General features: G+C 55.7%; 11 protein-coding genes. 3 read left to right on the forward strand and 8 right to left on the reverse strand.

The window, feature by feature from the left end:
* Positions 1–20 precede the first annotated feature (20 nt).
* The 5 genes from ACYVAC_RS19185 to ACYVAC_RS19205 all read right to left on the reverse strand — a co-directional run bounded on the left by ACYVAC_RS19185 (position 21) and on the right by ACYVAC_RS19205 (position 9,883).
* A complete protein-coding gene (locus ACYVAC_RS19185) occupies positions 21–413 on the reverse strand; it encodes a VOC family protein (RefSeq protein ID WP_461099406.1) in 393 nt (130 codons plus the stop codon).
* 96 nt (positions 414–509) lie between these two features.
* Positions 510–1,598 (reverse strand): LacI family DNA-binding transcriptional regulator, encoded by a 1,089-nt coding sequence (locus ACYVAC_RS19190; protein ID WP_461099407.1) that lies wholly within the window; start codon positions 1,596–1,598, stop codon positions 510–512.
* A 121-nt stretch (positions 1,599–1,719) separates the two neighbouring features.
* Positions 1,720–5,103, reverse strand: a complete 3,384-nt coding sequence (locus ACYVAC_RS19195) for a VCBS repeat-containing protein (RefSeq protein WP_461099408.1) — start codon at positions 5,101–5,103, stop codon at positions 1,720–1,722.
* 90 nt (positions 5,104–5,193) lie between these two features.
* Complete coding sequence (locus tag ACYVAC_RS19200; protein WP_461099409.1) at positions 5,194–6,735, reverse strand: RagB/SusD family nutrient uptake outer membrane protein; 1,542 nt, start codon at positions 6,733–6,735, stop codon at positions 5,194–5,196.
* Positions 6,736–6,766: 31 nt separating this feature from the next.
* Entirely contained in the window at positions 6,767–9,883 is a 3,117-nt protein-coding gene (locus ACYVAC_RS19205; protein ID WP_461099410.1) for a SusC/RagA family TonB-linked outer membrane protein, read from the reverse strand.
* A gap of 517 nt (positions 9,884–10,400) precedes the next feature.
* Here ACYVAC_RS19205 and ACYVAC_RS19210 point away from each other — a divergent pair.
* From ACYVAC_RS19210 to ACYVAC_RS19220, 3 genes are all read left to right on the forward strand, one after another.
* On the forward strand, positions 10,401–11,270 hold the full coding sequence (locus ACYVAC_RS19210) for a polysaccharide deacetylase family protein (RefSeq protein WP_461099411.1): 870 nt from the start codon (positions 10,401–10,403) through the stop codon (positions 11,268–11,270).
* On the forward strand, positions 11,267–13,441 hold the full coding sequence (locus ACYVAC_RS19215; RefSeq protein WP_461099412.1) for a glycoside hydrolase family 20 zincin-like fold domain-containing protein: 2,175 nt from the start codon (positions 11,267–11,269) through the stop codon (positions 13,439–13,441). The genes ACYVAC_RS19210 and ACYVAC_RS19215 overlap by 4 nt, the downstream gene beginning before the upstream one ends.
* A 494-nt stretch (positions 13,442–13,935) precedes the next feature.
* Positions 13,936–16,623, forward strand: coding sequence for a glycoside hydrolase family 2 TIM barrel-domain containing protein (locus ACYVAC_RS19220; RefSeq protein ID WP_461099413.1), 2,688 nt, complete (start codon positions 13,936–13,938; stop codon positions 16,621–16,623).
* Between the two features lie 265 nt (positions 16,624–16,888).
* On the opposite strand, the gene ACYVAC_RS19225 is transcribed toward ACYVAC_RS19220, so the two are convergent.
* From ACYVAC_RS19225 to ACYVAC_RS19235, 3 genes are all read right to left on the reverse strand, one after another.
* Positions 16,889–17,257, reverse strand: coding sequence for a hypothetical protein (locus ACYVAC_RS19225; RefSeq protein ID WP_461099414.1), 369 nt, complete (start codon positions 17,255–17,257; stop codon positions 16,889–16,891).
* Positions 17,258–17,711: 454 nt separating this feature from the next.
* Positions 17,712–18,491 carry an SseB family protein gene (locus ACYVAC_RS19230; RefSeq protein ID WP_461099415.1) on the reverse strand — a complete coding sequence of 260 codons (780 nt, stop codon included), beginning with the start codon at positions 18,489–18,491 and terminating at the stop codon, positions 17,712–17,714.
* A 994-nt stretch (positions 18,492–19,485) separates the two neighbouring features.
* The gene (locus tag ACYVAC_RS19235) at positions 19,486–20,070 is read right to left on the reverse strand and encodes a nucleoside monophosphate kinase (protein ID WP_461099416.1); all 585 of its coding nucleotides are present in this window, start codon (positions 20,068–20,070) and stop codon (positions 19,486–19,488) included.
* Between the last annotated feature and the right edge of the window lie 361 nt (positions 20,071–20,431).

The following is a 20,431-nucleotide window of genomic DNA, read 5'->3' on the forward strand; positions in this document are numbered from 1 at the left end:
AATGCCAACTTAAGCGAGTGCTACTCACCAGCGCTGGGCTCCCACAGTTCGATACAATTTCCTTCTGGATCAAGCACATGCAGAAATTTGCCGTACTCGTACTCAGTAATTTCGTCGACGATGGTTACGCCGTCCTGCTTCAGCTGGCTGGCCAGTGCCGTTAGATCGGCGACCCGATAGCTGATCATAAATGGCTTACCCGAGGGTCCGAAGTAGGGCGTGTTGGTGGGAAACGTACTCCAGGTTGTCGTTCCTTTTTTCGACGGATCGGCCGCCTGCCGCCATTCGAACGTGGCCCCATACTCCGTCACTGGCAACCCCAGGTTTCTGGCATACCAGTCGTTCATCATTTCGGGATTGTCACAGGTAAAAAAAACACCGCCCAGCCCCGTTACTTTTCCGTTGTTTTCCATGAGGAATCCGTTTAAACCAAAGCCTAGTTAAGGCGACGTTTGTGCTCACATCGAGTGTCTTTTTTACGCTTTTTTTCTACCTGGCAAGCCGGTGTTTCATGGGTGCGGATTCGTGCCTGCCGATGGCTCCGCAGCAGGCGATCCGGCCTGGTTCTGATCCGGCCAACGAACCGATGATTGCCGGATTATGAGGTCCGACTGGATAATGGTAGCACCCGTGGTGTTGAGACTGGCAATACCGCGGAGGTGATTGGTGAGCTGGCGGGCCGCTGTTTTCCCCATCTCCATCCCGGGGTAATTAATGGTTGTAAGCTGGGGCTCGATAATCTTGCCGATCACATCATTGTTGAATCCCACAACGGCGATATCGTCGGGAATGCGCAGCCCATGCTCCTTCAGCGTTTTCATGCAGACAGCCGCCGAGAAATCGTTGGTAATAAACGCGCCGTCGGGCCGGGGGTGCATCGACATAATCTGCAGGGCGGCCTCGATCCCCCCCTGCTCACTCAGGTCTTTAATTAGTACATACTGGCTGTCGAACGGGATACCGTTGTGTTTGAGCGCATCCTGGTAGCCCCGGTGGCGCTGGGCATACACATTTCGTTCCAGATTGGCCGTCACCAGCACAATGCGCCGGCAGCCCTGATCGATCAGGTGCTGGGTAGCCTGAAAACCACTCTTGTAGTTGTCGATAATTACCCGCGGCCGGTCCGACTCTTCATCGACCCGGTCGAAATAAACAACCGGAATATGCTTGTCGACAAAGGGCTTGAAGTGCTGTAACCCTTTGGTACTGAGCGACAATGACGCAATGACCCCATCGACCCGTTTGTGGAACAGGTTGAGCGCATTGGCGGCTTCCTTTTCGAAGCTTTCCGACGAGTGCGCAATCAGCAGGTCGTAGCCCGTTTCGGAGGTCACGGTTTCGATACCGGCCAGCACCGAAGTAATGAAGTTACTGTTCAGCTCATGCACAATAACCCCGATCGTGTTGGTTTTTTGTTTGCGCAGGCTGCTGGCAAACGTATTGTGCCGATAGCCCAGCTGGCGGGCTGCCTCCTGAATACGTTCGCGTGTTTTCAGATTTATGGTTGGATTATCCTGTAGGGCTCTACTGACAGTAGACGATGAAAGTTGCAGTTTCTGGGCAATGTCGTAGATCGTGACTTCCTTGGTGGTTTTCATTCATGCAACTGATTTGGCATAAAGCAGCAGCGAATATGAACCAATTATTCTTAAGCGCAAAACCCCGCCAGCCCCTGCGCCAGCGCGCTTTACTGCCCGGAGCCGAACCACGACCGGCCCATCAGTGGCGCTCCGGTTTCAGCCAGCGATGCAGCCGCAGTTCCCCCGAATTCACTCCGGTGAGCAAGGTCAGCCCCTCGCTGGCCCGGCGCAGCAGGACCGACGCCCGCGCATCGCCCCGCACCACCAGGCCACTCGCCACTGGTTCAACAGCGCGAAACTGCCCCCTGCCGTTGCCCAGCAGCACAGTCCCGACGGAGGCATCCTCGCGTCCCATATTGACCTCGTTGGGATAAAAATTGCCCGTCAGCACCGCGTCGAGGTGGCCATCCCGGTTAAAATCGTGCACCACGATCCCAAACACGGGCGCTACCTGCGCCGGCAGCGGCAGGGGCCGAAGGACGAACGTACCGTTGCCCCGATTTTCGAGATAGGCACTCTGCAAAAAGTCGGCCTGTGCCACGTAGGCCCCCGCCCGCTCCTGATCGGTCAGCAGCTGATCGTAGGTCACCTCCGCATAATCGGCAAACCGCTGATACTTCCGCCGAAACTGAATTACCTGCTGGTTGAGGGCATCGCGGGGCAGCGCCGGGTAGCAGACCCCGTCGATGTAATACCCCATGATCGGGTCGATGGTGCCGTCGTTGTTCAGATCTTTAGCCACCATCCGGACGGGCTCCTGCCCCGATGCCCGGTACAGGGTGTTGAGCCCTTCGTTGCCCGCCAGGTAATCCAGGTCGCCGTCGTGGTCGAAGTCGCCCTGGGCCAGGCTGTTCCACCAGCCCGTCGACCCGGGCACGGTACGCAGGGCGTCGGCCGCGTCGAACCGGCCGCGACTGTTTTTATACACCGTCAGGGGCATCCACTCGCCGGCCAGCATCAGGTCGGGCCAGCGATCGCCATCCACGTCGGTCCAGAGGGCCGCGCACACCAGCCCCGCCTGCATGAGCGGTGGACACAGCTGCTTTGTCACATCGGTAAACCGGCCGCTGTCGTTGCGCAGCAGGTAGCTCCGCGCCGGCAGCGGATACTGCCCCGGAATCTGCCGCCCGCCGATAAACAGATCCTGGTCGCCATCCCGGTCGAAATCGGTAGCGATGACGCACGATCCACTGCCCGACAGGTCGGGGAGCGTACCGGCCGCGGCTTCGGTAAATTGCCCCCGGCCGTTGTTCAGATAGAGCCGATCCTGGTAGAAGGCCCGGTCGGTAGCCAGGCGTTCGTTGCCCCCGCAGACAACCAGCAGGTCAAGGTCGCGGTCATTGTCGACATCGACAAGCAAAGCACCGGTCGCGTCGGCACCGCCCGGTCGTTCGGGGAAGGGCAACCGGTCGAACCCGCCCTGGGCCTTTTGCCGGAACAGGCCCGCTTCGCTGCCCTGGTATGAACCGCCCACAAAGCAATCGTCGAACCCATCGCCATCCACATCGCCCACGGCCAGCGCCACCCCCGACCGCGACAGCATTTTGTGCAGGGCGGCCGTCTGTTTGAAATCGACGAAGCCCGATTCGCGGTGCGTAAAATCAATGGGATAGGCTGCTGTCTCGTCGGCGAAGAGGGGTGCGGCTGCCGGTGTTGCCTTCGGTATGCCCGGCGGGCGGGCCTGCCCATACCGAAGGGTCAGCACCTGATCGGCCCGCAGTCCGCGCCGGGTTTCGGTATAACCGCCCGGCCACCGCACCCGAATGGAGTCGACCCGGTCGCGGTCGCCCAGCCCGATGTGCAGCAGGGGCTCCACCGACGAGAGGTAGCCCCGCACCACGTTTAGTTCGGCATACTGCGGCTTGCCACCGGCCCAGACCGTTACAGCAGCCCCGATCCCCTCGCGGTTGGCCGAGTCGCCGGCCAGCCGAATGTTCAGGTAATGCCGGGCCGGGGCCTGTTCGCGGCTTCTATTACGGTAGACCAGCGCTTCGGCGTCGATGTTGCTGACGATCAGGTCGAGATCGCCATCGCGGTCGAAATCGGCGTAGGCAGCCCCATTGGCAAACGATTCGGTGTCGAGGCCCCAGTCGTGCGATACATCGGCAAACGTTCCGGCGCCCCCATTCCGGAACGCTTTGTGGGGCAGTTTGATCTCGGGAACCCGGTTGAGCAGGTCGAGCCGCTTCTGCCGGTTGTACTCGGTGGTACCGAAGCCGGAGAAATCTTCGGTAAACGTGATGAAGTCGCGATCGGTTACGTTTTTCCGGTAACCGGTTGTCAGGTACATATCTTTCCAGCCGTCGTCGTCGAAATCGGCCAGCAGGGGTGCCCAGCTCCAGTCGGTCTGCGCCACACCGGCCAGCAGGCCCACCTCACTGAACAGCGGCACCTGACCCGGTGCCGGCGTGCCCAGGTTCAGCTGAAGGGTGTTGCGCATGTACTGCATCTGGTGCCCGTAATGGGGCGACACGCTCATTTCCTTGCGGTCGTAATCCTGCCCGGTGAGCATCATCTTGAGCCGTTTGTTTTCCTTCGGCAGCATGTCGACCTGCATCAGGTCGGGTCGGGCGTCGTTGTTCAGATCGGCCGCGTCGACGCCCATCCCGCTCAGGCTCGTGTGGCCCATAGCTTCCCTGATCACGTTGGTAAAATGCCCGTTGCCGTCGTTGAGGTACAGGACATCGCTCGACGTAAAATCGTTGGAGCAGTAGATATCGGGGTAGCCGTCGGCATTGACATCGCTGACCACCACCCCCAGCCCCAGGCCGTCGTAGTTGATGCCCGCCTGCCGCGACACATCGCGGAACACCGGATGGCCGCCCGCCCCCACCCCCTCATTGCGGTAGAGTTTACCCGTGCTCGGGTGGGTGCCGTTGGTGACCACCGGCCGCACATGCGCCGGATTCTGAACGTCGGGCGCCGTGTTGAGCAGAAACGCATCGAGGTCGCCATCCAGGTCATAATCCAGAAACACCGACTGGGTGGTGAAGCCGGGGTCGGCCAGCCCGCAGGAAGCCGCCATTTCCCTGAAAACAGGTTTCCCGTTGCGCAGTCCCTGGTTCACGAACAGCAGATTTTCCGACTGGGACATACTGGCATGGCTGGCAACCGATACGTAGAGGTCGGGCCACCCATCCTGGTTGATATCGGTAACGACCACCCCGGTACACCACCGGCTGGTGGTCAGGCCAGCCGCTTCGGTAACGTCGTTGAAGGCAAACGAGCCGCCGGGCTGGCTACCCTGATTCAGGTAGAGCCGGCAGCTTACCTGGTTGCCGGTAAAGAACACATCCGGAAAACCATCCCGGTTGAAGTCGCCGATGCCAACCCCTCCGCCGTTGTAGAAATTGGTAAACGTAAACCCATTCAGGGCATCAGTCGGGGTCAGGGTGTTGGCAAACGAAATATGGGTATGGCTGGCTGGCAGCTGCTCAAAGCGCGTTGGTGCCGGCCGGTGGCAGGTAATCAGTGTGCCGGCGGTAACGGCCAGCAACAGCCCGCGCCCAAGTGCCCTTCTCATATCGGTTGATAGTTGTACAGTCCAAAAATGGCCAATGACACCGGCATTCCGGTGTCATTGGCCAACGTAGTCGATCGGGCTGTGACTGGTTTAATAGCCCGGATTTTGCCCTTTCAGGCCGATATTGGCGTTGTTATCGATTTCCTGCTGCGGAATAGGCAACAGTTCCGTTTTGCCTTTCTGAAAATACGAGATGGGTTCGGTTTTCAGCTTACCCAGTTTCCGCCAGCGCAGAATGTCGCGGTTGCGGATCTGCTCCCCACTCAGTTCGACCCGGCGCTCGTGCACGATGGCGGCAAAGACCTGATCTTTGGTCGAAACGGGATAGCTGGCCGTTGGGTAGGCCGGCATGGCCACGCTGGCCCGCGCCCGGGTCATGTTCAGGTAGCTGACGGCGCTCGACAGATTGCCCAGCTCGTTTTCGCATTCGGCCATGGCCAGCAGCGTTTCGGCGTACCGCATGATGCGCTGGTTGATGCCGCCCGTCAGAAATGAACTGTTGGTTTTGTACATAAGACTGAATTTGCGCCAGCTCACTTTCTGGGTCACCCCATCGACTACCGAGCTGTTGCCGTTCTGGGCGGCATCGGTCAGCACGTCTTTATTGTTGTTGAACTTGTCGCCGGTGCTGTAGAACGATTTGGCGTAGCGCGGATCCAGCTTGGCATCGCCCTTGCTGGGCCGCTCGAACTCGTTGAGCAGGCTGTTCGACGGGATAATGTTGCGCCAGCCCACGGCCGAGTACTCCTGCGTCCGTACGGTTTCTTCGCCCGCCGAAGCCCCGTCGGCGTCGCCATTCCAGTTGAACGAGCCGTTGGAAGGCAGGAAGTTTATCTCCCAGATCGACTCCTTGTTGAATTCGGTTTCTTCGATAAAATTATCCGAATACTCGTCGACCAGCTGATACAGGCCTGAACTAATCAGTTTTTGCAGTTCGGTTTTGGCATTGGCATAGTCGCCCTGCTGCATATACACGCGGGCCAGCAGCATCTGGGCGGCTCCGCGGGTGGCCCGCCCCTGGTTGGCCGCGTCGTAGGTGGCGGGCAGCGCCGACTGAGCCGCTTTCAGATCGGCAATGATAAAGGCGTACACATCGGCCTCCGACGCCCGGGGGGCAGCGCCGTCGAGGCTGGTGACGTAGTTTTTATAGAGCGGAACCCCACCCCACATACTCACCAGTTCGAAGTACGACCATGCCCGCAGAAACCGGGCTTCGCCTACGGCCTGACCGGCCACGGCGGGAGTGAGCTGGGTCGCCGTGGCGGCCTTGTCGATCACTACGTTGGCCCGGTGAATGACCCGGTAGGCACCCGTCCAGACCGATCCCACCAGCGAGTTGCCGGTGTCGTAGGAACCCGTCAGCAGCTGGTTGCGGGGCGTTTCGAGCTGACCGCCCCCCGACGCCATATCGTCGGACCGGAGATCGTGGGTAAAAAACCACTCCCGGGCCACGAGGTTGGTCGACTGCAGCGCAGCATACACCCCGTTGATTGCGCTCTGAATCTGGATGTCGTTCTGAAAATAACTGTCGGTGGTAACGGCGTTGGGATTTAGCTGCGTCAGCGCGTTGTCATTGCACCCCAGTGTGGCGCCCAGCAACAGGGCACTCACTAAGAAAGGAATTCGTTTCATGGCTATGCATCAATAAGGTAAGGATCGGATATTAGAACGTAATCTGGAGGCCGGCCAGCAGCGTGCGTGCCTGCGGATAGTTGGCATAGTCGATGCCATTCCGGAGCAGCGTACCGTTGCGCGAGCCGATTTCCGGATCATAGCCCGTGTACTTGGTCAGCGTCAGCAGGTTCTGACTCGACACGTACACCCGTACTTTGCTCACCGTTTTGTTCGTCAGATCACCCAGCAGCTGCCCCGGAATGGTGTACCCAATGGTCAGGTTCTTGATCCGCATGTACGAGCCATCTTCGATAAAGCGGTCCGACGTGCGGCTGTTGTTATTGGGATCGCCACTGATGGCCCGGGGCACGTTCGTATTGGTGTTGGTGGTTGTCCAGGCGTTGAGCACGGCCGGGCCGGCGTTGAAGAGCCGCAGCATACCTTCAGTCACCACTTTGGTGCCGTTGAATACTTTGTTGCCCTGTACGCCCTGCAGATACATCGTGAAGTCGAAGTTTTTGTACGATGCGCTGAAGTTGGCGCCGTAGTTGAACTTCGGCAGGTAGCTGCCCAGGTACGTCCGGTCGTTGGCGTCGATCTTGCCATCGCCGTTGATGTCTCTGAACCGGATGTCGCCCGGCGCAGCCTTGTCCTGATAGAGCGTTTTGTCGTTGCCGTCCAGCGCATTGGCCGCATTGATTTCGGCCTGGTTCTGGAAAATGCCGTCTACTTTCCAGCCGTAGAACGACTGAATGGGCTGCCCAACCTCGGTCTTGGTAATATCGAACCCACCGTAGTCGGCATCCTGACCGGCGTAGATCGAAGCCGTGGGCGTGGCCAGGCTCAGCACCCGGTTGCGGGTAATACCGATGTTGGCCGATACCGTACCTCGGAAATCACCTTTCGCGTAGTTGTAGGCCGCCTGGAATTCGTAACCCCAGTTTTTCATGCTGCCGATGTTGGCTACCGGTGCGGTGCTGTACCCGATCGAGTTCGGAATGGGTACGTTCAGAATGAGCCCGTCGGTGTTTCGGTTGTAGACTTCGCCCGTGAAGGTGATCTGGTTGTTGAACAGCCCTACGTCGACCCCCAGGTTAACCATGTCGGTCGTTTCCCACCGCAGCTCGGTGTTGCCCAGTGCGTTGAAATACGAGCCCAGGCCGTTGCTGGCGCCAAACGGGTAGGCCGTTGCGTCGGCCTGCACCAGCGACTGCCAGGCGTAGTTGTTGATGCCGTTAAAGCCGGTTTTGCCGTAGCTGGCCCGCAGCTTCAGTTCCGACAGTTGAGGCACGCCTTTCATGAAGTTTTCCTGGTTGATGCGCCAGCCGATCGACGCCGACGGGAAGTTACCCCACTGCTTGCCGGGCGCAAACAGCGACGAGCCATCGCGCCGGATCGACGCACTGATGAGGTATTTGCCATCGTAATCGTAGTTGACCCGGCCCACGTACGACAGGAGCTGGGTTTCACTCCGGTTGCTTGTCACGGCCGGGTTGCTAACACCCTGAATCACGGTCAGGTCGTTGTTGGGCCGGTTACCCGAACCGTTCAGCCCATCGAACCGAACCACCTGTTTCTCGGCAACGGCCAGCACGTTGATGTTGTGCTTGCCAAACGTCTTATCGAAGGTCAGCTGGTTGGTAAACACCTGCGAGATGGTGGTGCTGCGGTTGTCCTGCACGGTCGATGAGGTGCGTCCCAGGTAGCCATCGTTATAGATCGGCAGAAACGTGGTCGACGTACCAAAGCCCAGATCGGCCCCGTAGTTGAAGCGGTAGCGCAGGTAGTCCGTAAATCGCACGTCGGCGTAGACGGTGGCAAACGCTTTCAGAAACTTGTTGCGGGTAATGTCGAGCGCCGGCGCCCGCAGGGGGTTTTCAGGGTCGGAACCGTCCAGGGCCGTGGGGGCGCTGAAGCCGCCTACCTTGGTGGGGTCCGTCGTAGGCCAGTAGGGCAGCATCCGCAGCGCGTGCATCAGCTGCGACCGGTTGCCGTTGGTTTCAGGGCGCTGACTGCTGTAGGAAGCCGTCAGGGTCTGGCCAATGCTCAGAAATTTGGCGATCTGGTGGTCCGAATTAAGTCGCAGCGAGCCCCGTTCGAAGTTGGTGCCCAGCATGATTCCCTGCTGGTTGAAGTAATTACCCGATGCGAAGAACCGCGATACGTTGTTGCCGCCCGAGAGCGACAACTGCTGCTGCTGGATGGGCGCGTTACGGAACAGCTCATCCTGCCAGTTGGTTTCAGTCTGCGCAAACGTCTGGCTGGCGCCCGCGTAAATGGGTGTGTTGAGGTTGCTCAGCCGGGCGGGCAGGGCAATGCCGGCGTTCGAAGTCAGCGTTTTGGCGTACTGGATGTACTGATCGCGGCTGAGCGACGGGATTTTGCGCCAGGCGCTCTGGGTACCTACATAGGAGTCGATCGAGATGCGCACCCGGTTGTCGCGGCTGCCTTTTTTGGTGGTGATCAGCACCACCCCGTTAGCCGCCCGCGAGCCGTAGATGGCCGCCGAACTGGCATCTTTCAGCACTTCCAGCGACTCGATGTCGTTGGTGTTGAAGCTGTTCAGATCGCCCGTCGGTACACCGTCGATAACATAGAGCGGACCCGAGGCAAAGTTGATCGAGCCAATACCACGAATCTGTACCTGAGGAGCGGTACCCGGTCCGCCGTTGTTTACGACCGACACGCCCGGTACCCGGCCCTGCAACGCCGAAGCCACGTTGGGTACCGGCAGGGCCGTCAGTTCTTTGGGTGCCACCGACGATACGGCCCCCGTCAGCGACGAGCGTTTCTGAGTGCCGTAGCCAACGACCACCACTTCATCGAGTGCTCCGGCATTGGCTTCGAGCGACACGTTGATGACGCTCTGGTTGCCCACCGTGACTTCTTTCGGGGTATAGCCGATGTAACTGAACACCAGTACCGAACTGGCATTGGGCACCTCGATCCGGTACGCCCCCCTGGCATCACTGGCGGTGCCGCGCGTGGTGCCTTTGATCTGGATATTGACCCCCACGAGCGGGGCGCCTTTTTCGTCGAGTACGGTACCCGTCACCGACTGATCGGCCGATGCCTTAACCAGCAGAGCGGGCGTCAGCAGGCCCCATAGCAGTAACAGGCAGACCAACGGACGAATAAAAGAATAAGACAGCGAGTTGTTTCGCATAGCAGCGGGGTTTAGTGGTTGTTTGGATACGTAGCTGGTTTAGGTAAGGCAATAGAAATCCTGCCTCCATCGCTGGAGATTTTTTTCCGGCCGGGCCGGGGCAGTAAGCCGTTGGAGCGGGTTCGCTAGTGCAGCAAACCGGGAGCGGGTGTTACAGGCATAGGTCGTTCAGGGCTTGGGTGTCGGATCATACCGGTATCGGCCGGCTATAAAGGATTGTCGGGTGACACAACCAGCGGAAAACTACCCAGACTATGAGCTGATGAAGGCCTGCCGGGATGGCTGCGCACGGTACTATTTATCCTTTACTTAATGCAAAGTAAAGAGACCATCTGTTATATTGCAATCGGTTGCAGCTATTTTTTTTGCCATTTCCACCGATTGCATTGTCTTTTTCGCCGATGGTTGACTCCACGATTGGGTGCATCAATCTCATCCGCCCCGGCCTATTAGCAGCGAATTATCACTAGTTTACCGATCAACCTACTACATTATCCTTATTCCCTGTTAAAATCGTATGCATTGCTCATGTTTACACGTCTCCCGGACGCGCCGGCCAGGTCGTTTAACCCGTGCGTTAGTCTGGTTTCTGCCCGCCATTGCCTGCGGGCTTTTCCTGCTGCCTGCACAGGCTCAATCGACCAACCCATGGCGGGGTAAACGCTGCGCCGTGTCGCTTACCTACGATGACGCCATTCAGCAGCACCTCGATCATGCGCTGCCCGCGCTCGACAGGCTGGGGCTGCGCGGCACGTTCTACCTGTCGAGTATCTTTCCCGGTTTCACCAGCAACCTCGACCGCTGGCGGAGCGTTGCCAAAACCGGTCATGAGTTGGGCAACCATACCCTGTTTCATCCCTGCGACGGGAGCCAGCCGGGCCGCGAGTGGGTCAACCCCAACTACGACCTCAGCAAGTACACCCTCAAACGCATCACCGATGAGATACGGCTGACTAACGCCCTGCTCTACACCATCGACGGCAGGACCAGCCGCACGTTTGCCTATCCCTGTGGCGACACCAAAGTTGAAGGGGTCGATTACTACCAGTCGGTGCAGGACGCCTTCGTGGGGGCGCGCGGGGTCACGGGTGAGCACATCCGGGTCGGGGCGCTCAATCCGGCCAACGTGGGATCGTACGTGGTCAGTGGACAGTCGGCCGAGCAGCTGATCGACCTGGTCAAAAAAGCACAGGAAACAGGGACCTGGGTGGTCTTTCTGTTTCACGGCGTCGGCGGTGGCCATTCGCTCGATGTTAAGCTGACCGAACACAACAAGCTGCTGGCTTATCTGAAGCAAAACGAAACAACCATCTGGACGGCCCCTTTCATTGAGGTACTGCCGTATGCTACCCAAACCGCCACCAGCGGCAAAACGACCCGCCCATGAGTCGGCTCCTCTTTCTGATCGTTGCGCTCCATTGGCTCCCGGGCAGCGGGCTGGCGCAACGGGTCGCCCTACGCGATGAGGCAGCCTCGGTCCAAAGCCGCTACGCTGTTCGCCGGCTTACCGATGCCCTGCAGACCCGCGGCTGTCGGGTGATGCCCGCCGGCGCATCGGCCGATCTGACTATCCGGATCGCTCCGCTGCAGGCCGGGCTGGGCAGTGAGGCCTACGCGGTTGAGCGGGACGGCAACCGGCTGACCATTACCGGGGGCGATGCCCGCGGGCTTATTTACGGCACGCTGTCGGTTGCCGAAGCCCTGCTTCAGGGTACGTCCGCCCTGAAACTCAGTACCCACCGCGAGCGGCCCCACCTGCCCTTTCGGGCGCTTAAATTCGACCTGCCCTGGGATACCTACCGCCACAGCTACGCCCTTGATCAGCACTACGCCACCTGTCGCGATACGCTCTACTGGCGGGCCTTTCTGGACATGATGGCCACCAACCGGTTCAACGTGCTGACGCTCTGGAATCTCCACCCCTACCCGTTCATGATTCGGCCGGTGAATTTCCCAAAAGCAACGGCCTTTTCCGATGCGGAACTGCATGACTGGCAGCGGCTGTTCCGGTCGATCTTCCGCATGGCGGGCGAACGCGGTATCGAAACGTACCTCGTTCCGTTCAACATTTTCACCAGCCCCGCCTTCTCGACCGCCTACAATCCCAATCCGCGTCTGAACAACTTCGACCACAAGCACTTTGTGGATGGCGACACCTCGGCCATTGTCAGGCAGTACACGCGTGAGTGCGTAACCCAGGTATTGCAGGAGTACCCCGAACTGACTGGCTTCGGGCTGACGCTGGGCGAAGGCATGGGCGGCATGACGCCCCGGCAGCGCGAGGCCTGGATGGCCGAAACGATACTGGCCGGCATGCAGCGGGCGGGGCGTAAAACCAAACTGATTCACCGCATCCCGTTTTCGAGCACCACAGGCTCGCTCGGCGTCACCAGCGTCGACACCGAAGTGCTGACCCGCCAGGCGCTCGAACGCGAAGGGCGTCTGGATTTTCTCGACGGACCGGTCTGGGCCGATCTCAAATACAACTGGTCGCATGCCCACTCGACGCCCAAACTGGTGAAAGTCCACGGTGGTAAGCTATACGACACGTATTTCAAGCCCGTTTCGGCCGCCTACAAAATTGTCTGGACGGCGCGGAATGAAGACTTTTTCTGCCTGCGCTGGGGAGCGCCTGATTTTATCCGGACGCACATCGCCACCAATCAGCAGCCTTACGTGGGCGGCTACATCCTGGGCTCCGAAACGTACATTCCGGCGAAAGATTATTTCACCAGCCCCGGCGCCCCGGTTAGCTGGACCTACGCCTTCGAGCGCCAGTGGCTGTTCTATGCCCTCTGGGGGCGGCTGCTGTACAACCCGGCGACACCCGACGCGGTGTTTCGCCATGAATTTGTCAGGCGCTACGGTCGCCAGGCCTCACCCTTGCTGGCAGCCTACGCCCTGGCCTCCAGAACCCCGCTCCGACTGGCCGCTGCTTTCGACTTCACCTGGGACTTTTCACTTTATAGTGAAGGGATGATGGCCCACGATTCGGCCAAAAACGTGTCGTACATCTCCGTTGACCAGCACATCACCCAGCCCCCGCTCGACCCCAGTTACGTGTCGGTGCGCGACTACGTGACGGCTACCATCGCCGGTAAGTCGTTTCGAACGGATCAGACAACGCCCATCCAGCTTGCCACCCAACTCGATACCGACTGCCGGCAGGCCCTCGCGCTGCTGACTTCGATTCGGGTTTCGGGCAACCGGTCGCTGGCCTACGAGGTTGCCGACATTCGGGTTTGGGCTAACCTGGGCCTGCATCTGGCGGCCAAGCTGCGCGGAGCTGTGGCCCTGCACCGCTACCGCACCACCGGTAATGAAGCGCAGAAAACAACGGCTATCCGGGAGCTGACAGCCGCCCTGCGGTACTGGGATACAGTCATTGCCATTACCCGACCGATCTACAACGACATGCCGCTAGTACACCTGAGCGAGCAGAAAGGCGCTACAGCCGCCCAAAACGATCAATTGCGGTTTCACTGGGCCCTGCTCCGCCCGGCCGTGGTGGCCGACATCGACTTGGCCCGCCGGGCGCGCCCGGATGTTTCCAAATAAGGCCGTAAACCCCGCCACTGCTGCAGCCAGCCGATGACCGGCCGACCGCTATTTTAAACAGGCTGTCTGGTGGCCAGGGCAAGCCAAAACTATCATTTTACACACAAAGCACTGATTTTCAAATACATATTTAGAGCAAACAGGTAATCCAGTCACCTACTGTGACGCGCTGTTCTTTCGGAGGTCTAGCCTGTTCTACCTGACCAGTGTCTACATGACTGGTTAATCGTCGGATTGTGTCCACCACGCGTGTACCTCCCTTCTTCCTCCCCACCCAAAGCAGTCAGGTGGTTCGCCCTAAAACAGGTTTATTATCCAGAGCGAACACAACAGATATTGAGTAGATACTGCTGTCGGATTGCTCTTTTTTACTCATGGCAGACTGGCGACCGGAATGCTTCCCTACGGCAACTGTTAGGGTCCGGGGGCTAGCCCTGACCATGAAGCCATCCTGCTCGTTACAAGTAGTTTCCCCGTAAACTTCATACCCCTGCATGCGCGCCCAATCGTTGCTGATTACCTGGCTGTTGACCCTGTCGTCTGTTGCTCTGCTCCATGCTCAGGGGCGTATTTCATCGACCATCAACAGCAATTGGCTGTTTATCAAGGGAGACACCACCAAACAGGCAGCTGGTAACCCCTGGCAGTCAGTTTCCATTCCCCACACCTGGAACACGCAGGATGTACTGGATGACGAGCCGGGCTACTATCGGGGCGACGGCTGGTACAAAAAAACACTCTACATACCCGCCGGCTGGAAAGACAAAGCGGTTTATCTGTATTTTGAGGGAGCAGGCCAGCGTGCCGACGTTTTTGTCAACGGACAGTCGGTTGGTAGCCATCAGGGTGGCTACACCTTTTTCGCCCTGCCGATCAGCCGGGCCCTGCGGTTTGCCCAGTCGGGCAATGCGGCCAATGAGCTGGTGGTACGGGTCAACAACAGCCCGAATGAGGACCTGCCGCCCATCATGGGCGATTACAACATCTACGGCGGGCTGTACCGGGACGTATACCTCAACGTACTGGACAACGTTCACTTCGATGCCGACAATCAGGCATCGAGCGGTATTTTCATTACTACACCCCAGGTAAGCGCCACCAGTGCCACCGTACAGCTAAAAGGCAGCTTTGTTAACAACAGCTCCCGCCGTCGCAACCTGGTTGTTACCCACCGGATCCTGACCCCGGAGGGTACCCTGCTGGCCCAGCATAAAGCCAGCGTCAAGGCCAATGCAGGCCAGCAAGTCGACTTCCTGCACGCTATCAAAGCCATTCAGGGCCATCGGTTATGGTCGCCCGACGACCCCTATCTGTACCGGGTGTTATCGACCCTTACCGACGCCGGTACGGGACAAACGCTCGACGAAGTTTCCAACCCCCTCGGCTTCCGCTGGTACAGGTTCGACCCGAATGACGGCTTTTTTCTGAATGGCAAGCCCCTAAAACTTATAGGCACCAGCCGCCACCAGGATTATCCAGGCATGGGCAACGCGCTGCCCGACGCCATGCACGTACGCGATGTTGAACTACTGCGGGCCATGGGCGGCAATTTTTTGCGGGTGGCGCACTACCCGCAGGACCCCGCCGTGCTGGAAGCCTGCGACCGGCTGGGCATTCTAACCTCGGTGGAGACCCCCGTTATGGGCTTTACCGACTCAGACGCCTTTGCCGCCAGCTCGCGCCAGCAGCACCTGGAAATCATTCGGCAGACCTACAATCACCCCAGCGTCATTATCTGGTCGTATATGAATGAAATGCTGCTCCGGGTGCCGTTTGCCAACGACTCGACCAAACAGCAGGCTTATTTTGCCCACATGGCCAGCCTGGCCCAGGATCTGGAAACGATGGCCCGGCGTGAAGATTCGGCCCGCTATACGCTGATTCCGAACCATGGTGCCTGGGATATTTACAACAAAGTAGGCCTGACCAAAATCCCCAGACTGGTAGGCTGGAACCTGTATCAGGGCTGGTATAGTGAATCCTTCGAGGAATTCAGCAAGTTTATCGACCGCCACCACCGGGAGCTCCCCGACAAGCCGATACTGATCACCGAATTCGGCGCCGACGCCGACAACCGGATCCATAATTTTGCCCCCGTTCGCTTCGATAAGTCGGTGGAGTATACCATGGCCTATCATCAGTATTATTTGAAAGCCATCATGGACCGGCCCTTCGTTGCCGCCGGCATGATCTGGAACCTGGCCGAATTCAACACCGCCGTGCGGGCCGAAACGCTGCCCAACATCAATCCAAAAGGCATTCTCACCTACGACCGCAGGGAAAAAGACCCGTATCGCTTCTACAAAGCCAATCTGCTGAAAACGCCTTATATCCAGATCGGTGCCAGCGAGTGGAACCGGCGCGTCGGTACGGCCACTTCGGAAACCCAGCTGACGTATAGCCAGCCCGTACTTGTCTTCAGCAATCAGCCGTCGGTTACCCTGACGGTGAACGGAACAAGTATCGGTACGGCCGACACCAAACAGGGTATAGCCCGCTTTACGGTGCCCTTCGCCAACGGTCTCAATCGGGTTGTTGCCTCGGCCACCCTTGGTGGCACCAGCCTCTCCGACCAGGCCGATATACTTTTCCAACTGTTGCCGGCCAACCTGAAAAGCCCCCAGCTTCCTTTCAGCGAACTGAACGTGAGCCTGGGCGACATTCGGTTCTTTTACGACGAAAAAACCGGCCAGAACTGGTTGCCGGAACAGGCTTACAAACCCGGTAGCTGGGGCTACGTGGGGGGCAAGCCCTACGTTATGAGAAACAACTCGCGGGTTAGTTTTGGGAGTAGCCGGAATATCATCGGCACCGACCTCGATCCTGTGTATCAGACGCAGCGGACAGGCATTGAACAGGTCAAATTCGACGTGCCGGACGGCGATTACGAACTGGTTCTGCATTTTGCCGAGCTGCTTTCCAGAAATGCGGGCAATGATATTGCCTTTAACCTGGGGCCACGAAGCGCACCGGAACCGTTTATGGAGCGCAACTTCGATGTGCTGGTCAATGGCGTAACCGTTATTTCGGGACTTAACAACACGGATGAGCTAAAAACGGATCGACCCGTTGCCACGAAAGTCATGGTGCATGTTCAGAATCAGGGGGGCATTACGGTAAGCTTCAGCGCGCACCAGGGCGAAGCTATTCTGAATGGCATCCAGCTCCGAAAAACCCGCTGATCGACCGACGCCCTCGCCCTGCGCTCGTGTTATCAGGCCGACGGGTTTCTTACCGGGGAACGTTGTATCGGCGTACGCTTGCCTTGACGGGCAGCCGCCTTGAACTCACCCTTTGGCCGAATCACCCAATGCCTAGAGGGGCAGATGACGACTGCAGAGAGATATTTACACATTTAAACGGTTGGGCTGAAAACGCTGACCTTGCGGCCTGCACCCTGTCGCCCGACAAGCCCCCTACGCGAAGCGGACAATAACGCATATTCGCTTAGTCAGATGGTAATTTACCATTCAACCATTCAGTATGAGTGACATACGAAGTCCATGAAAGCTGACAAGTAGCAAAGTGAAAAATCCACTCTACCCAATTAGATTGATTATCCTTGCTGGTATAAAGACCACTAATTTTCACACTATTAGTTTCATCATCTATCTCATTAGTGCCAATCGGCGCTAAACCTGTCATAAGGTCATCAGGTAAGGGAACGAGGGAATAGTTCTCATTTTCAGCGTAGAATCTAAACTGCTCTGAGCGTACCCCTGTTAACGACAAGATTGTTTTACCCATAATGATAGGTTCACTAATTCGTTGTTCGTCGAAGGTTTCAAGTTTGGCCCAATCAAACGTCAGCTCCATATCTTGATTAGATCTTATAATCGTCTCAAACGAGGAATCGTGGAGCGAAAGTCGCTGGAGATTTGAAGTGATTGCAAACGGCATAAAAACCGTAACAGATTAGAGATGCTCAAGTTACTCACTCGGGCCTGTATGACGAGTCATTCGCCCTGTCGCCCGTTAGCTGACCGATCAAAAAAAGCTGATTCGTCGGAGAATTTAGCTTGTCTACTGATGCCCGCACTGAAACAAAAAAGCGTACCTCACAACCAAGCGTGGAGTGTCGACCGGAGCCACCAAACGCGCTTTTACGCTTTAAAATCACCCAACGACTCAGGGGGTTGATGGTGATGACGCCACTTTCCTGAACAAACGTAGCTTGCACCTTTACACCCCCTGTCGGTTGGGCTGAACCTCTGCCTTCGGGGTATGCTTCCTGTCGCCGGGACGGTGACAGCGCAAAGCGATTGCAATTTCAAGCATAGAATGCTACTTCAAAGGCAGTTCCTGGGTTTAAGACAAAAAATTGATTATCCAAAGCGCCTTCCAATAATTCGTTCATTTTCTCAAAGTCGAACCCCACAATAGTCAAATCTGGGGGTAATTCAGTCATACCACTTTTTCCAATCATCTCTCTATCAGAGAACAGAGGAACAAACTCTCTGTCTTCTCGGACATACGTTTGAAAGTCAATAATCTGGCTCTCTTTGTCAAAGTTTTTAAGTAAGGTGACTATTTTACTCTTTTTTATTTCTTCTACAAGATCATTTTTATACTTTTTTGGTTCAAACCATTTTTTCATTATTTTTTGCTCCAGCGATAAATTCTCATTCTTTTTGTAGAATGAAAAACTATCTGACTTTATATAGTCATAAACATCTTTGTTTGTCAGATTTGATGCAAACTGAATTGAGGTCTCCGGGAAGTATATGGATTTAATGAACCATGTCATAGATTTGACAGACTCCTCATCACCAGTCAAACCTACTGACAGATATAAATGGGGCTGATTTGCATTTTGGAATTGCACGTAGCCAAAAGAAGCATCTATTATTTGCTCTTCAGATTTGAAACTTCCAACTAAATCATCTATAAAATTTCTGTCATCAATAGATTCATCATTATTCCTTTCTGTTCTTACATAATCAGCAATCGTCTTGGACGAAACCATCTGTTTGTTATGAACTTCGTTGAAGTTAGGAGAATTACCTTTCTTCTTTTTTAGAAAATCAAATAGTCCCATTTTTTTGGTCAAACTGTGAATACTTTATTATTTGCTTCTTACAGCCTTTCCAATGTCGCAGGAAACTCGAAAATGAAAAATTTCAAAACCTGCCCGACTGGGGTGTTTCCCGTGTCGCAGGTGGGTTGGAAATGGAAACCTCTTAAACCTGCCTTTTTACGACGTGCTATGTGTCGCCCGGATTCCCGATTGTCGCACACATGATGAACTTACCACCCAACGCCAACGGGTGTTGATGGTGGGCAAGAAACTCGACTGAACACACGAACCTGAACCTTTACACACCCGTTTGGTTGGGCTGAAAATCCTCCTGCGGGGACGTGCTGCCTGTCAACCGTAATCTAACCATGCAGAGCGAGAGTAACTATCTCATTGGGCCGCCTTCCTGCCGACAATCCGAAATGCGACCACAAGTAACACTACCGTATTTAGTAATCTTCCTGCTGATACAACCGCCTTTGGAAGATACGTTTCATCATAAAGATTTGTGAACATTATCACGGCACTGCACAAAGCTCCAATCAAAAGGAGTGCCTTATAAGGTTCTAAAATAGACTCAATTGGACTGTCTTTACGAGGGAATTGCTTCCTGAAGACGAAGACCAAAAATGACCCAGTAATCAGAATTGCAAAAAAAATAGAAGTACTCATCTGAAAACTAAGTTAAAAGTGCCGCAATTAAGGTTACTCACTGTCGACAAGACGCTGACCCACAAACCTAAACCTGCCCACTCGTCACGTTTGACTTGTCGAACGAACGCTGAAAATGGAAGCTCAAATACCTAACTTCTGCGGCCAGCAACCTGTTGCTTGATTGCTGGCACTCACGCACTTTATGGACGCGCCACCCAACACCCACAGGGGTTGATGGATGATTGAACCACTTCAGGTAACAATCAGAGCGTCAACCTTTACACCCCTGTTTGGTTGAGCTGAAAACACTGCCTTCGGGACGCGCATCCTGTCAGCCGAAACCTGCCTCAAGAGATCTTTAGTGTTTTTTCGATTAATCACCTCTGGTAATTTTATCAAATATATACTGCTCCGTTATTGCTGGTTGATAGTCCATTTCTACAATGTGCCAATTCTGATTTTCAGATACAGCCATTACGCTATTGATCATCTGTCTCGTTTTTTGGAAATCTTTTCGCCAAACGTCATTAACCTCTGATCCGAATTTTTCAAGCCAAGGTCTGTATTTAGAGTCGCTGTAATGGCTTAACAAATAGCGTTCAGGTTCACGTTGTTTTACAAACCAGATGTTCTTAATAGATATGTGCAGGTTTTCAAATAGTCTTTCTAAGCTCTGATACTGCTCTTGCGATCTAGGGTATCCATACATCACTATTTTATCAAAGCTATTGGATTGAAGTCGCTTAGAAACTAACTTTTCAAGTAGAGGGATAGGAATGACTTCACCCTTTTCGATAAATGAATTTACTGCATTTGTCAACTCATCTTTTATTTCAAGTTGTTTTTTAAATTCTGCTACAAAATCAAAAAGATTTGAGTTGAATTTAGCGCAAAAAGCTTTTTGAGCTTTTGCCCTAGAAATCTTATGATCTAAAAAGAGAAGAATTACTGATTTCATGGTCATGCCAAATAATATACAATTCCATTCATGATAGTTAACTGCTTGGCTTGTCAATTGAAGTCTGCCTTACCAAACTTGCCTAACCTTGGGCGGTTCTCGTGTCAACCGAAGCTGCCCAACGAGCCTAAAACCGCCCTGTTGTGAGACGTGCAACCTGTCGCACAATGCCCGACTTCGAAGTACTACTCGGATGGATCACCCAACGCCAACGGGTGTTGGGTGGTGGGAGCAGAACTTGACTAAACACAAGTACTGCTGTGCGTCGTAAAGTTGGGTATCAGTAACGTCAGCAAGTTAGCTACTTTCATGGCTTTTATAAATCGACTACGATATGGCACGTGCCGTTGAGATGGGGCAG

It is taken from the genome of Spirosoma luteolum (assembly GCF_054778875.1).

Coding starts and splice junctions, on each gene's coding strand:
- ACYVAC_RS19210 (WP_461099411.1), top strand. CDS start 10,401: ATGCATTGCTCATGTTTACACGTCTCCCGGACGCGCCGGCCAGGTCGT.
- ACYVAC_RS19190 (WP_461099407.1), bottom strand. CDS start 1,598: ATGAAAACCACCAAGGAAGTCACGATCTACGACATTGCCCAGAAACTG.
- ACYVAC_RS19215 (WP_461099412.1), top strand. CDS start 11,267: ATGAGTCGGCTCCTCTTTCTGATCGTTGCGCTCCATTGGCTCCCGGGC.
- ACYVAC_RS19205 (WP_461099410.1), bottom strand. CDS start 9,883: ATGCGAAACAACTCGCTGTCTTATTCTTTTATTCGTCCGTTGGTCTGC.
- ACYVAC_RS19185 (WP_461099406.1), bottom strand. CDS start 413: ATGGAAAACAACGGAAAAGTAACGGGGCTGGGCGGTGTTTTTTTTACC.
- ACYVAC_RS19235 (WP_461099416.1), bottom strand. CDS start 20,070: ATGAAATCAGTAATTCTTCTCTTTTTAGATCATAAGATTTCTAGGGCA.
- ACYVAC_RS19220 (WP_461099413.1), top strand. CDS start 13,936: ATGCGCGCCCAATCGTTGCTGATTACCTGGCTGTTGACCCTGTCGTCT.
- ACYVAC_RS19195 (WP_461099408.1), bottom strand. CDS start 5,103: ATGAGAAGGGCACTTGGGCGCGGGCTGTTGCTGGCCGTTACCGCCGGC.
- ACYVAC_RS19225 (WP_461099414.1), bottom strand. CDS start 17,257: ATGGAGCTGACGTTTGATTGGGCCAAACTTGAAACCTTCGACGAACAA.
- ACYVAC_RS19200 (WP_461099409.1), bottom strand. CDS start 6,735: ATGAAACGAATTCCTTTCTTAGTGAGTGCCCTGTTGCTGGGCGCCACA.